Origin of the sequence: Photobacterium profundum (assembly GCF_003026285.1) — a bacterium.
Classification (GTDB): Bacteria; Pseudomonadota; Gammaproteobacteria; order Enterobacterales; family Vibrionaceae; genus Photobacterium; species Photobacterium profundum.
Genome location: NZ_PYOD01000001.1, coordinates 1,003,873 through 1,017,260, shown reverse-complemented (window position 1 = coordinate 1,017,260; position 13,388 = coordinate 1,003,873). Strand labels below are relative to the sequence as shown.

Annotated in this window: 12 protein-coding genes; 11 read left to right on the top strand and 1 reads right to left on the bottom strand. The window is 43.0% G+C overall.

Annotated elements, in window-relative coordinates:
• The first annotated feature begins 45 nt into the window (after nucleotides 1-45).
• The 3 genes from purL to glnB all read left to right on the top strand — a co-directional run bounded on the left by purL (nucleotide 46) and on the right by glnB (nucleotide 5,156).
• Nucleotides 46-4,014 (top strand): phosphoribosylformylglycinamidine synthase, encoded by a 3,969-nt coding sequence (gene purL, locus C9J48_RS04495; protein WP_006230833.1) that lies wholly within the window; start codon nucleotides 46-48, stop codon nucleotides 4,012-4,014.
• A gap of 286 nt (nucleotides 4,015-4,300) precedes the next feature.
• Nucleotides 4,301-4,714: a hypothetical protein gene (locus C9J48_RS04490; RefSeq protein ID WP_006230834.1), complete on the top strand. Its 414-nt coding sequence runs from the start codon at nucleotides 4,301-4,303 to the stop codon at nucleotides 4,712-4,714.
• 103 nt (nucleotides 4,715-4,817) lie between these two features.
• Nucleotides 4,818-5,156: a nitrogen regulatory protein P-II gene (gene glnB / locus C9J48_RS04485; protein ID WP_006230835.1), complete on the top strand. Its 339-nt coding sequence runs from the start codon at nucleotides 4,818-4,820 to the stop codon at nucleotides 5,154-5,156.
• 96 nt (nucleotides 5,157-5,252) lie between these two features.
• Here the strand turns inward: glnB and C9J48_RS04480 are convergent, their stop codons facing one another.
• Complete coding sequence (locus C9J48_RS04480; RefSeq protein ID WP_006230836.1) at nucleotides 5,253-5,870, bottom strand: DUF6198 family protein; 618 nt, start codon at nucleotides 5,868-5,870, stop codon at nucleotides 5,253-5,255.
• A gap of 399 nt (nucleotides 5,871-6,269) precedes the next feature.
• Here C9J48_RS04480 and glyA point away from each other — a divergent pair, with 399 nt between their 5' ends.
• The 8 genes from glyA (at nucleotide 6,270) to thiL (ending at nucleotide 13,385) form a co-directional block, all read left to right on the top strand.
• Nucleotides 6,270-7,520, top strand: coding sequence for a serine hydroxymethyltransferase (gene glyA / locus C9J48_RS04475; RefSeq protein ID WP_006230837.1), 1,251 nt, complete (start codon nucleotides 6,270-6,272; stop codon nucleotides 7,518-7,520).
• Nucleotides 7,521-7,729: 209 nt separating this feature from the next.
• Nucleotides 7,730-8,179, top strand: coding sequence for a transcriptional regulator NrdR (gene nrdR / locus C9J48_RS04470; protein ID WP_006230838.1), 450 nt, complete (start codon nucleotides 7,730-7,732; stop codon nucleotides 8,177-8,179).
• A gap of 79 nt (nucleotides 8,180-8,258) precedes the next feature.
• Nucleotides 8,259-9,374 carry a bifunctional diaminohydroxyphosphoribosylaminopyrimidine deaminase/5-amino-6-(5-phosphoribosylamino)uracil reductase RibD gene (gene ribD / locus C9J48_RS04465; protein ID WP_006230839.1) on the top strand — a complete coding sequence of 372 codons (1,116 nt, stop codon included), beginning with the start codon at nucleotides 8,259-8,261 and terminating at the stop codon, nucleotides 9,372-9,374.
• Nucleotides 9,375-9,402: 28 nt separating this feature from the next.
• On the top strand, nucleotides 9,403-10,059 hold the full coding sequence (locus tag C9J48_RS04460) for a riboflavin synthase (protein WP_006230840.1): 657 nt from the start codon (nucleotides 9,403-9,405) through the stop codon (nucleotides 10,057-10,059).
• Nucleotides 10,060-10,080: 21 nt separating this feature from the next.
• The gene (gene ribBA, locus C9J48_RS04455) at nucleotides 10,081-11,184 is read left to right on the top strand and encodes a bifunctional 3,4-dihydroxy-2-butanone-4-phosphate synthase/GTP cyclohydrolase II (protein WP_006230841.1); all 1,104 of its coding nucleotides are present in this window, start codon (nucleotides 10,081-10,083) and stop codon (nucleotides 11,182-11,184) included.
• Nucleotides 11,185-11,378: 194 nt separating this feature from the next.
• Complete coding sequence (ribH, locus tag C9J48_RS04450; protein ID WP_006230842.1) at nucleotides 11,379-11,849, top strand: 6,7-dimethyl-8-ribityllumazine synthase; 471 nt, start codon at nucleotides 11,379-11,381, stop codon at nucleotides 11,847-11,849.
• A complete protein-coding gene (gene nusB / locus C9J48_RS04445) occupies nucleotides 11,849-12,316 on the top strand; it encodes a transcription antitermination factor NusB (RefSeq protein ID WP_006230843.1) in 468 nt (155 codons plus the stop codon). Before ribH ends, nusB begins: the two co-directional genes overlap by 1 nt.
• 94 nt (nucleotides 12,317-12,410) lie before the next feature.
• Complete coding sequence (gene thiL / locus C9J48_RS04440; protein WP_006230844.1) at nucleotides 12,411-13,385, top strand: thiamine-phosphate kinase; 975 nt, start codon at nucleotides 12,411-12,413, stop codon at nucleotides 13,383-13,385.
• Nucleotides 13,386-13,388: the final 3 nt, after the last annotated feature.

Here is a 13,388-nt window from a genome sequence, read left to right as displayed (position 1 = left end):
CCAATATCACCTTCATTCAACTAGCTAATCGAGAGTAGTACGCACATGGAAATTTTGCGTGGTTCACCCGCACTATCTGAGTTTCGCGTTAATAAGCTATTAGAGCGTTGTCGCGAGTTAAATCTACCTGTGTCCGGCATTTATGCCGAGTTCATGCACTTTGCTGATGTCTCTGCTCCCCTGAATTCAGATGAGCAAAGCAAGCTTGCGAGCCTGCTTACATATGGTCCGACGATCGCAGAGCATGAGCCTACTGGCACTATGCTCCTTGTTACTCCTCGTCCTGGTACTATCTCTCCATGGTCTTCTAAGTCCACCGATATCGCGCAGAACTGTGCGTTAGGTAACGTTAAGCGTTTAGAGCGTGGTACGGCTTACTACATCGAAGTAACAGCAGACCTTACGAATGCACAACTTACAGAGTTAAAAGCTCTGATCCATGATCGTATGATGGAAGTTGTCTTTACTGATGTAGATTCTGCAACCGCATTATTTGCCCAAGCAGAGCCAGCTCCGGTTCAAAGTGTTGATATCTTGGTCGGTGGTCGTAGGGCATTGGAAGATGCCAACCTAAAATTGGGCTTAGCATTAGCTGAAGATGAAATTGACTACTTAGTCGAAAATTTCACGATGTTAGGTCGCAATCCTAACGATATTGAATTAATGATGTTTGCTCAAGCGAACTCTGAGCACTGTCGCCATAAAATCTTTAATGCTGATTGGACTATCGACGGTGTCGAGCAAGAAAAGTCATTGTTTAAGATGATAAAGAACACCTACGAAAAAAATCATGAGCACGTTCTGTCGGCATATAAAGATAATGCAGCAGTGATGAAAGGTTCAGAAGTAGGGCGCTTTTTCCCTAACCCTGAATCTCGCCAATATAACTACCATCAGGAAGCTGCCCATATTCTGATGAAAGTAGAAACACATAACCACCCAACGGCGATTTCACCATGGCCTGGTGCATCTACCGGTTCTGGTGGTGAAATTCGAGATGAAGGCGCAACAGGTCTTGGCGGTAAACCAAAAGCTGGTTTGGTTGGTTTTACTGTATCTAATTTACGTGTGCCTGGTTTTGAACAGCCTTGGGAAACAGACTTCGGTAAGCCGGGTCGTATCGTTACCGCATTAGATATTATGCTGGAAGGTCCACTCGGTGGGGCGGCATTCAATAATGAATTTGGTCGTCCTAACTTACTAGGTTACTTCCGTACATACGAAGAAAAAGTGACGTCGCATAATGGCGAAGAGATTCGCGGTTACCACAAGCCAATCATGATTGCTGGTGGCATGGGTAATATTCGTGCCGATCACGTTCAGAAAAAAGAAATCCCAGTTGGTGCCAAGCTAATTGTACTTGGTGGCCCAGCGATGAACATTGGTTTGGGCGGCGGCGCCGCTTCATCAATGGCGTCTGGTCAATCAGCAGAAGATTTAGATTTCGCATCAGTACAGCGTGAAAACCCAGAAATGGAACGTCGTTGCCAAGAAGTGATCGACCGTTGCTGGCAGATGGGTGATGATAACCCAATCGCATTTATTCACGATGTAGGTGCTGGTGGTATTTCAAACGCCTTACCTGAGCTTGTCGATGATGGCGAACGTGGCGGTAAATTCCAGCTACGTAATGTACCTAATGATGAACCAGGTATGAGCCCGCTAGAAATTTGGTGTAATGAATCGCAAGAACGTTATGTTATGGCTGTTGCACCAGAAAATCTGGCCGTATTTGAAGCTATTTGTAAACGTGAACGCGCCCCGTTTGCCGTTGTTGGTGAAGCCACAGAAGAGCGTCATCTAACACTTGAAGATGAACATTTCGATAATACGCCAATCGATATGCCTATGGATATTCTATTAGGTAAAGCACCAAAAATGCATCGTGACGCAAAAACACTGAAAGTTGAAGGTCAGGCAATTGACCGCACTGGCATCGAATTAGAAGCTGCAACACAACGTGTATTACGCTTACCAGCTGTTGCTGAGAAAACGTTCCTTATTACGATTGGTGATCGCAGCGTAACTGGTTTAGTTGCACGTGATCAGATGGTCGGTCCATGGCAGGTCCCCGTTGCTAACTGTGCCGTTACAGCGGCGAGTTATGATACTTACCACGGCGAAGCAATGTCGATGGGTGAACGTACGCCTGTTGCCCTACTTGATTTCGGCGCATCTGCTCGTTTAGCCGTTGGTGAAGCGATTACCAATATTGCCAGTGCTGACATTGGCGATATGAAGCGTATTAACCTATCGGCAAACTGGATGTCTCCAGCCGGTCACCCTGGTGAAGATGCGGGTTTATACGAAGCTGTTAAAGCGGTAGGTGAAGAGTTGTGTCCTGCTCTTGGCTTAACTATTCCGGTTGGTAAAGATTCGATGTCGATGAAAACCAAGTGGGAGCAAGATGGCGAGCAGAAAGAAGTTACTTCTCCGTTATCGTTAGTGATTACCGCGTTTGGTCGTGTTGAAGATGTCCGTAAAACAGTAACGCCACAGCTGCGTACCGATAAAGGTGAATCAAGTTTAATCTTGATTGATCTGGGTTGTGGTCAAAACCGTCTCGGTGCGACGGCACTAGCTCAGGTTTACAAGCAACTGGGTGACAAGCCTGCTGATGTTGATAGTCCTGAGTTACTTAAAGGCTTCTTCTACGCAGTTCAAGCATTAATACGTAATGAAAAAGTATTGGCTTACCATGACCGTGGTGATGGTGGTTTATATGTAACTCTGGCTGAAATGGCATTTGCGGGTCACACTGGTGTTGAAGTTGACATTAATACGTCTGAAAGCGATGCATGTGACGATGTACTGGCAATGCTTTTTAATGAAGAGCTAGGTGCTGTACTTCAAGTTCGTACTGAAGACCTCGATACGGTGAAATCAGTACTTGCTGCGCATGGCTTAACAGCATGCAGCCATGTTATAGGTACCGTGGTTGATGAAGACGTGGTTCGTATCTGGAATGGCAATGAGCGCGTTCTTGAGCAAAGCCGCACTGAACTTCGTACTGTCTGGGCTGAAACGACATATCAGATGCAAGCGATGCGTGATAACCCAGCGGGTGCATTGCAAGAGTTTGAAGCGAAGAAAGATAGCAGTGATCCAGGCCTTAGCGCTCAGTTAACCTTCGACATTAATGAAGATGTAGCCGCCCCATTTATTGCTGCTCCATTTATTACAAAAGCACCAAAGAGTAGTGCATCAGTAGTTAATGCGCCGGCAATTAATTTAGGTGCCAAACCACAAATGGCAATTCTACGTGAGCAGGGTGTTAACTCTCATGTTGAAATGGCAGCGGCTTTTGACCGTGCTGGTTTTGAAGCCAAAGATGTTCACATGAGTGATATTCTATCTGGCAATGTTCAGCTAGAAGGTTTCAATGGGCTTGTTGCTTGTGGTGGCTTCTCTTACGGTGACGTATTGGGTGCTGGTGAAGGTTGGGCTAAATCAGTGTTGTTTAATAACATTGCTCGTGACCAATTTGAAGCATTCTTCAAGCGTAACGATACATTCTCATTGGGTGTGTGTAACGGTTGTCAGATGATGTCGAACTTAAGTGAGCTGATTCCTGGTTCAGATCTGTGGCCACGTTTTGTTCGTAACGAATCTGAGCGCTTTGAAGCACGCTTCAGCCTAGTTGAAGTACAGAAGAGTGATTCGTTGTTCTTCAACGAAATGGCTGGTTCTCGTATGCCAATCGCTGTTTCTCATGGTGAAGGTCGTGTAGAAGTACGTAATGGTGAGCACCTTAATGCGATAGAGCAATCAGGTACTGTTGCGTTACGTTACCTTGATAACTTCGGTAATGTTACTCAGAACTACCCAGCAAACCCGAACGGTTCGCCAAATGGTATTACTGGCTTAACAACCACTGATGGCCGTGTAACGATTATGATGCCTCACCCTGAGCGTGTATTCCGTACTGTGGCTAACTCATGGCACCCTGATGACTGGAATGAGAACAGTCCTTGGATGCGTATGTTCCGTAATGCTCGAGTTAATCTTGGTTAATCTATAAATTGGCTATCCATGATTAATGGATATTAGGTCAAATCACCAGTATTGATTTCAACACATTAAAACCGTCACCTTGTTTAGGTGGCGGTTTTTTATTATCGGAAGATTAATAATTTAGTGAGTTTTTTGATCTAATGCAGTTATGATTGAATTAATGGCTTGCACAGGTAAATGGAACTTTTACTTTGAGAGCTGTCACACTTATTAGATGTTACTAATAAGTATAATTGTATTACATGCATGGTTTTATGCATTTTCAAGGTCTTATCAAGGATGAAATATGGGACTAGACGATCTTAAACACAAAAATGTAGCCAATGCAGCTAAGATCTTGGCAGTATTAGTTGCTACTTGCTTACTCAGATATATAGAGTCATTCACGGTTATCTTTAGTTATAACCAAGTAGGTATCGTGCCGAGTATTGTTGCTATGTTGGTGTTACTTTCTGGGATCTGCGCTACTACGGGGTTATTTAGGGGTATGATGTGGGGCTTTATTCCACTGTACTTTTTCATTCCTGCAGCCACAATGTTTTTTGGTATTAGTATTATTCCATTTTTACCTAGCCTTATTTCTCCCGAGTTTCGAAGTATTGCGATACTCACCCTGAACAGCATAGTGTTGCTCTTTGCGGTGTTTTTATTATTACGAATGATGGATTCTAATACTATTCTACAAACGGAAAACTCTTAAATTACAGTGCTGAATCTGTGATAATAGCGCTAACGTTAATAGGTTTATACGTGACATACCTGTATTCATAAATAGACCCATACTCAGCAAAGGACGATGAGAAATGAAAAAGATTGAAGCCGTTATTAAGCCTTTTAAGCTTGATGATGTTCGCGAAGCATTAGCTGAAGTGGGTATCACAGGTATGACTGTTTCTGAAGTTAAAGGATTTGGACGTCAGAAAGGTCATACAGAATTGTACCGTGGTGCAGAATACATGGTCGATTTTCTACCAAAAGTAAAACTAGAAATTGTTGTGACCGATGAAGTCGCAGAGCAATGTATTGAAACGATTATCGAAACCGCGCAAACGGGTAAAATCGGTGATGGTAAAATCTTCATGTTCGATGTTGAGCGTGTCGTTCGAATCAGAACAGGCGAAGAAGACGAAGATGCAATTTAATTAGATTCGATATCTATATGTTATCTTGTCCTAAAAAAGGCTTACCATAATGGTAAGCCTTTTTGCTAAGTGAACCTATTTTATTTTCTATAACAATCAGCCACTTGCTTTCGCGGTGCTTGAATTGTAACGGCTTGGTTTATGGTTCATGGCTAATACAAGATTAAGCATCACGGCGCCTAATACCGAGAGCATGAGTACAAGTGGTGTTACAAAGAAGAATGAACACACTAAAATACTGATATCAATTCCCATCTGCATTTTCCCCGCTGGAATACCAAATTTTTCTTGGCAGTACAGAACGAGTACATTGAACCCACCCAAACTTGTACGATGACGAAAGAGTATTAGCATACCTAAGCCCATTAACAGCCCACCGAGAATGGCACAATAAATAGGGTCTAATCGGCTGATTTCTAATACAAGGTGTAGGTTGTCAGTAATAATAGACACTAGCCCACCAGAAATGATGCTGGTAATAGCAAATGATTTACCCATACGAAACCACGCCATGAGATAGAATGGCGTATTCATTAAGAAATATAACTTACCAAAAGACACATCAACAAACTGGGTAAGCAGTAATGCTAGCCCTGTTGTGCCTCCCGTTAAAAGGTCTGCTTGTTGAAGAAAAAATATTCCCTGTGCAACGATAAATGTACCTGTGAGAATGGCAATAATATTCTCATTCAATGAATGCTTGGAACCGCTCAAAACAAAACTCCTTATGATTTATGGGCGCAATTCTAATCGTGTAACCTCATCGAAAGAAGTAGTACGGTAAAAGCAAAAAAATAGAAGCTGTAATAATTTTTTTACACAGTTGTAAATTATTTTTTTTGTTTTTTTCTTGAATTTATATTGAGTGAATGTTTCCTATCCTTAATGTGTTTACTGGAATATGAAAATAATTCATGTCAGCATCAATAATAAACATGAAGAAATTGTAATAATAAATGATTTTAGGGGTATCTGATTTAGATCAATTTCTGTAAAATACAGCGTTAATTACTGGTGATACGAAAACGTTTGCGTCCACGTGGCGTCTAGCTTTGCGGTTTTTCGTTTTTACCCAAATATTGTGGTTATACCTACCTTAGTCAGGAGAGACAGATGCTAAAGCGCGATATGAATATTGCCGACTATGATGCGGAACTTTTTGCAGCCATTCAGGAAGAAACTGCACGCCAAGAAGAACACATCGAGTTGATCGCTTCTGAAAACTACACAAGCCCACGTGTAATGGAAGCTCAAGGATCTCAGCTGACTAACAAATATGCTGAAGGTTACCCAGGTAAGCGTTATTACGGTGGTTGTGAGTTTGTTGATAAAGCAGAACAGCTAGCGATTGATCGTGCATGTCAGCTTTTTGGTGCTGAATACGCGAACGTACAGCCTCACTCTGGTTCTCAAGCTAACAACGCTGTTTACATGGCACTACTAAATGCAGGTGATACTGTATTAGGTATGAGCCTTGCTCACGGTGGTCACTTGACTCACGGTTCTCCAGTAAACTTTTCTGGTAAGTTATATAACATCATTCCTTACGGCATCGATGAAAGCGGTCAGATCGATTACGTTGAAATGGAAGCATTGGCGTTAGAGCACAAACCTAAGATGATTATCGGTGGTTTCTCTGCGTATTCTCAAGTTGTAGACTGGAAACGTATGCGTGAAATCGCTGATAAAGTGGGCGCATACTTCTTCGTTGATATGGCTCACGTTGCGGGCCTTATTGCGGCTGGTGTTTACCCTAATCCAGTTCCACACGCACATGTTGTTACAACAACTACGCATAAAACATTAGCAGGACCTCGCGGCGGTCTAATTTTGTCTAATGACGGTGAAGCTCTTTATAAGAAGTTGAATTCAGCTGTATTCCCTGGTGGTCAGGGTGGCCCTCTAATGCATGTTATCGCAGCAAAAGCGGTAGCCTTCAAAGAAGCAATGGAGCCTGAATTCAAAGTTTATCAAGCTTGTGTTGTTGAAAATGCGAAAGCAATGGTTGGCGAGTTCTTAGAGCGCGGTTACAAGATTGTATCTGGTAGTACTGAGAATCACTTATTCCTTGTTGATTTAATCGACAAAGGTATCACAGGTAAAGAAGCGGATGCGGCACTGGGTGCAGCTAACATTACCGTTAATAAAAACAGCGTTCCAAACGATCCGCGTAGCCCGTTTGTAACATCTGGTATTCGTATTGGTACGCCATCAATTACTCGCCGCGGTTTCACAGTTGAAGATACTAAGCAGCTTGCTGGTTGGATTTGTGATGTACTTGATAACACAGATAAACCTGAAGTTATCGAAGCAACGAAAGCGAAAGTATTAGAAATCTGTAAGCGTTTACCTGTATACGCTTAATGAATACTTGAGCGGCGGTGATTAAAGAGTAGTCACTTCGTACTTCAAGCCTAAATTAACGGTACCTTTTTAGGTGCCGTTTTGCTTTTCAGAGCAAATAGCCACAATGTGCCGCCTTTTTGTTACGAGATTATAAATAAAACCATGGTTATATTCTCTTTCTAACCTTGAAATGGGGTACACTGAGTCGACGAAAGTTAGGAGGCGTGATGCATTGTCCTTTTTGTGGTGCCAATGACACCAAAGTAATCGATTCCCGTTTAGTTGCAGATGGTCACCAGGTTCGTCGCCGTCGTCAATGTTTAGCGTGCAATGAACGCTATACAACGTTTGAGACTGCCGAATTGGTGATGCCAAGAGTAATAAAAACCAACGGTAACCGTGATTCATTCAATGAAGATAAACTTCGCGGTGGTATTCAGCGTGCGTTAGAAAAACGTCCGGTGAGCGCAGATGATATAGAACGTGCTATTAACACGATAAAATCCCGCTTACGCGCAACGGGTGAACGCGAAGTACCATCAGATATGATTGGTAACTTAGTAATGGAAGCATTAAAAGAGCTAGATAAAGTTGCTTATATCCGCTTCGCTTCTGTTTACCGTAGTTTTGAAGATATTCGTGAATTTGGTGAAGAAATTGCCAAGTTAGAAAAATAAAAGAATAGTATTAGCTTGCTGCTTTCGAAAAGAATCAGCGAGCTAGGCTATTACTCTCTAAGCTAAAAGAATGCATTCGATGTTCTCATCTATTGATCACTCCATGATGCTACGTGCCATTGAATTGGCGAAACGTGGTCGCTTCACTACAGCACCTAACCCCAATGTAGGTTGCGTTATTGCCCAAGGCTCTACCATTGTTGGTGAAGGCTTTCATTACCAAGCTGGTCAGCCTCATGCTGAAGTGTTTGCATTGCGTGCCGCTGGCGAGCAAACGAAAGGCGCCACTGCGTATGTAACGCTTGAACCCTGCTCCCATTTTGGTCGTACTCCACCTTGTGCCCAAGCCTTAATTAATGCCAATGTTTCTCGTGTTGTTTGTGCCATGGTAGATCCCAACCCTAAGGTGGGTGGACGTGGGATCGAAATGTTGCAAATTGCGGGCATTGAGGTGCAAACGGGTTTATTAGCAGCAGATGCGCAAGCATTGAACCCCGGGTTTATCAAGCGAATGAAAACCGGGCTGCCGTATGTACAGCTAAAATTAGCAGCAAGCCTTGATGGGCGAACAGCGTTATCAAATGGTGATAGTAAGTGGATCACAGGCCCAGAAGCTCGTGCCGATGTGCAACGCTTTCGCGCTCGAGCAGGTGCTATCTTATCAACAAGCTCTACCGTTATTGCTGATGACCCATCATTAAATGTACGCTGGAGTGAACTGGGTGAGCCAGTACACGCTGAATACCCAGAAGTCGCTTTACGCCAACCTACGCGAGTTATTATTGATAGTAAAAACCGAGTTACACCCGATTTTAAACTGTTTAGTCTTGCAGGGAAAACCCTACTAGCTCGTGCTGAAATGGGGCAAGAAACGTGGTCTGACTCTGTTTCTCAAGTGATCATTCCAAAGGAAGATGATTCAGAGCAATTAAATTTAACGTCGCTAATGCTTGAACTTGCAAAGCAAGATATTAACCATATTTGGGTAGAAGCGGGGGCTGAGTTAGCGGGCGGATTGTTAGCGTCAGGGTTAGTTGACGAGCTTATTATTTACCAAGCCCCTAAACTGATGGGGTGTGATAGCCGTAGCTTAATTAACTTAAAAGGACTGACATCGATGTCTCAAGTACTTAGCCTTGAGATAACAGATGTTCGTATGATTGGTCCTGATTTACGTATTATTGCTCGCGTTTAACGCTTGAGCGAACCAAGGAATTTTAAACATGTTTACTGGTATTATTGAAGCTATCGGTACAATTTCTGCTTTGACACCTAAAGGTGCTGATATTTCGGTAACGGTTGATTCAGGTAACCTTGATTTATCTGATGTTAAACTGGGTGACAGTATTGCTACAAATGGGGTTTGTCTAACCGTTGTAGCATTAACCGGTAAAGGCTACGTTGCTGACTTATCGTTAGAGACATTAAAGCGTACCGCATTCACTGACTATAAATCGGGTCAGAAAGTAAATTTAGAAAAAGCGATGTTACCAACCACCCGTTTTGGTGGCCATATGGTATCAGGTCATGTTGATGAGGTGGGCAAGATCATTGAACGCACTCACACTGGTCGCGCTATTGAATTCTGGGTGAAAGCGCCAGCGCATTTAGCAAAGTATATTTCTGAAAAAGGTTCAGTATCGATTGATGGTATTAGCCTTACGGTTAATGCAATTCGTGGCGATGAATTTAAGCTAACGATTGTTCCTCATACTGCCTCAGAAACGACAATGGAATCATTTCAGGTTGGTCGTGTCGTTAACTTAGAAGTTGATGTTATTGCCCGTTATTTAGAACGCTTAATGCTAGGTGATAAAGCCGCTGACAAAAAGTCAGAAGTCACGATGGACTTATTAGCAAGAACTGGGTTTTTAGGATAAAGATTAGAGAAGGGTATTGTTATGGCTTTAAGCACTGCGAAAGAAATTATTGATGATATTCGCCAAGGTAAGATGGTTATCTTGATGGATGATGAAGATCGTGAAAATGAAGGCGATCTTATCATTGCAGCAGAGAAAATTACGCCAGAAGCTGTTAACTTCATGGCAATGTTCGGCCGTGGTTTGATTTGCCTAACGTTAACGCATGCACGTTGTAAGCAACTCAATCTACCATTAATGGTACAAGACAATACTGAGCAGTTTAGTACTAACTTCACTGTTTCTATTGAAGCCGCAGTTGGCGTAACAACAGGTATTTCTGCCGCAGATCGTGCAACAACAGTACAGGCTGCTGTTGCACCAGATGCCAGCTTTTCTGATATCGTGATGCCGGGACATATTTTCCCATTAATGGCACAAGAAGGTGGCGTACTTAGCCGTGCTGGTCATACTGAGGCGGGGTGTGATATTGCGCGTTTAGCTGGTCTTGAGCCTTCAAGTGTTATTGTGGAAATTCTAAACGAAGATGGAACGATGGCACGTCGTCCTCAGTTAGAAGTATTTGCTGAAAAGCATGGATTGAAGCTAGGTACGATAGCTGATCTTATTGAATATCGTAATAACAACGAAACCACGATTGAACGAATTGCAGAATGTCGTTTACCAACAGAGTTTGGTGAGTTCGATATGATTACGTACCGTGATACCATCGATAATGAAATTCACTATGCATTACGTAGTGGTGATGTGAAAGAAAATGCAGAAACGTTAGTACGTGTTCATTTGCAAGACACGTTTAAAGATGTTCTACATTCAGGTGCATCGCAATGGACATTGCCAACTGCAATGCAACGCATTGCTTCTGAAGGTGGTGTATTGGTTGTGCTGAGTAAGCAAGAAAACCATGACACGATTATCACTAAAGTAAAAAACCTTGCGGCGAACGATAACGGACAACCGAAAGTGAAATTGAACCCGAAAGATCAATCTCGTCAGGTTGGTGTGGGCTCTCAGATCTTATCGGATTTAGGCGTTTCAAAAATGCGTCTGCTTGCATCAAGTACACAACGTTATCATTCACTTTCAGGTTTTGGCCTAGAAGTTGTAGAATATATTTGTGAATAATTATTGCTTGGTTGGCAAATTGCCAGCCGAGAATATAAATAATATCTATTTTGTCCCAAAGTGCGATAAGCACTTTAGAGGGCTTTAATTTAATCAAACGAATAAACCAGCGGTTGTCCGTAGCGACTTTTATATAAAGTGTGGTAGACTCCCGCGGTTTCTCGTATCGGAAAGACATAGTCACAGGAAGGCCCATGAATGTAATTGAAGGCGCTATCGCGGCACCAAACGCAAAAATTGCTATCGTAATTGCACGTTTCAACAGCTTTATTAACGAAAGCTTACTTGCTGGTGCATTAGATGCACTTAAACGTCAAGGTCAGGTAAGCGATGACAATATTACAGTTGTTCGTTGCCCTGGCGCTTATGAGTTACCACTTGTTGCTCAGCAGGTTGCTAAGAGTGATCGTTATGACGCTATCGTTGCTTTAGGCTCTGTGATCCGTGGTGGAACACCACACTTTGATTATGTTGCCGGCGAGTGTAATAAAGGTCTGGCGCAAGTCGCACTAGAGTACAATACTCCAGTTGCATTTGGCGTTCTGACTGTAGATTCAATCGAACAAGCCATTGAGCGTGCCGGTACCAAGGCTGGTAATAAAGGGGCAGAGGCTGCACTAAGCGCGCTTGAAATGGTAAATGTACTGTCCCAAATCGAATCCTAATGGGGGTTAATGTGAAACCAGCTGCACGTCGTAATGCTCGTCATTTTGCTATCCAAGCAATTTATTCATGGCAGATCACGAAAGGCAATGTTGCGGAAATCGAGCAACAGTTCCTTTCTGATGACAAATTTGAAGAAGAAGAGCACCAGGCTGATGCACCTAGTCTTGCTGCACCACATACAGATCTAAACTACTTTCATGATCTTTTGAATGGTGTTGTACAGAACCATCAGGAATTGGACAGCAAGATGCGTCCTTACCTTTCTCGTCCACTTCAAGATTTGGACCAGATGGAACTTGCTCTACTTCGCTTAGCGATGTATGAGATGACTAAACGCGATGATGTTCCTTATAAAGTAGTTATCAACGAAGCAATCGAACTAGCTAAGCTATTCGGTGCTGAAGATAGCCACAAATTTGTGAACGGTGTGCTTGATAAAGCAGCGCCAACACTTCGCAAAAAGTAATCGAAAAAGACGTTTTGAGGCCAGCAATTGCTGGCCTTTTTTCTATCTGATTTTTCTCTTTACTATCATATCTATCAACTAATAATAAAATATTATGGCCAGTAACGAATTTGATCTTATCGCTCGCTATTTTGAGCACCAATCTGTCAATCGTCGTGATGTTGCCCTCGCAATTGGCGATGATTGCGCCTTACTCTCTGTGCCTACTGGCAGCCATCTCGCTGTCAGCACGGATTCCCTTGTTGCGGGAACCCATTTTCTTGCTGATGCCGATCCTGCACTCATTGCTCATAAAGCCTTAGCGTCGAACCTTAGTGATTTAGCTGCAATGGGAGCAACGCCTGCATGGGTATCGTTAGCACTGACCATGCCCGAACCTAATGAAGCATGGTTAAGCCAATTTTGTGAAGGGTTCTTTGCTCTTGCAGAATATTTTAATGTGCAGCTTATTGGTGGTGATACGACGAAAGGCCCTTTAAGCATTACCCTAACCGTTCACGGTTTTGTTCCGGAAGGGAAGGCACTCACGCGCTCAGGGGCAAAGTCAGGTGATTGGATTTATGTAACCGGAAACCTTGGTGATAGTGCGGCAGGGTTAGCGATATTGCTTAATGAGGTCACGGTTGCAGATAATGCGTTAAGAAATACCTTATTAGAACGGCACTATAAAGCGCACCCTAGAGTGCTTACAGGGCAAGCATTGATTGGTATCGCTTCAGCGGCATTAGATATTTCTGATGGGCTTATTTCAGATTTAGGGCATATTCTAAAACGGTCGCAGGTTTCAGCCGTTATTGATGTTGATAAATTACCTCTTTCTGATGAATTGCTGGCGTTCGAGAGTGATAGGCAAAAAGCCCAACAACTTGCGCTTACCAGTGGTGAAGAGTATGAATTGTGCTTTACTGTGTCAGAGCATAATCGAGGGACAGTTGATACGTCACTAGCGCATACAGGTGTTAAAGCAACTTGTGTTGGTCAGTTGCGACCAGGGCAAGGTATTCAGTTGACCCAAAACGATAAACTGCTAAATTGGCAGTTGCACGGTTTTGACCATTTCGCGGAGTAAAAA

What these genes read in the sequence shown, in the direction of transcription:
- purL (WP_006230833.1), top strand. Translation starts at nt 46, where the DNA reads ATGGAAATTTTGCGTGGTTCACCCGCACTATCTGAGTTTCGCGTTAAT.
- C9J48_RS04490 (WP_006230834.1), top strand. Translation starts at nt 4,301, where the DNA reads ATGGGACTAGACGATCTTAAACACAAAAATGTAGCCAATGCAGCTAAG.
- glnB (WP_006230835.1), top strand. Translation starts at nt 4,818, where the DNA reads ATGAAAAAGATTGAAGCCGTTATTAAGCCTTTTAAGCTTGATGATGTT.
- glyA (WP_006230837.1), top strand. Translation starts at nt 6,270, where the DNA reads ATGCTAAAGCGCGATATGAATATTGCCGACTATGATGCGGAACTTTTT.
- nrdR (WP_006230838.1), top strand. Translation starts at nt 7,730, where the DNA reads ATGCATTGTCCTTTTTGTGGTGCCAATGACACCAAAGTAATCGATTCC.
- ribD (WP_006230839.1), top strand. Translation starts at nt 8,259, where the DNA reads ATGTTCTCATCTATTGATCACTCCATGATGCTACGTGCCATTGAATTG.
- C9J48_RS04460 (WP_006230840.1), top strand. Translation starts at nt 9,403, where the DNA reads ATGTTTACTGGTATTATTGAAGCTATCGGTACAATTTCTGCTTTGACA.
- ribBA (WP_006230841.1), top strand. Translation starts at nt 10,081, where the DNA reads ATGGCTTTAAGCACTGCGAAAGAAATTATTGATGATATTCGCCAAGGT.
- ribH (WP_006230842.1), top strand. Translation starts at nt 11,379, where the DNA reads ATGAATGTAATTGAAGGCGCTATCGCGGCACCAAACGCAAAAATTGCT.
- nusB (WP_006230843.1), top strand. Translation starts at nt 11,849, where the DNA reads ATGGGGGTTAATGTGAAACCAGCTGCACGTCGTAATGCTCGTCATTTT.
- thiL (WP_006230844.1), top strand. Translation starts at nt 12,411, where the DNA reads ATGGCCAGTAACGAATTTGATCTTATCGCTCGCTATTTTGAGCACCAA.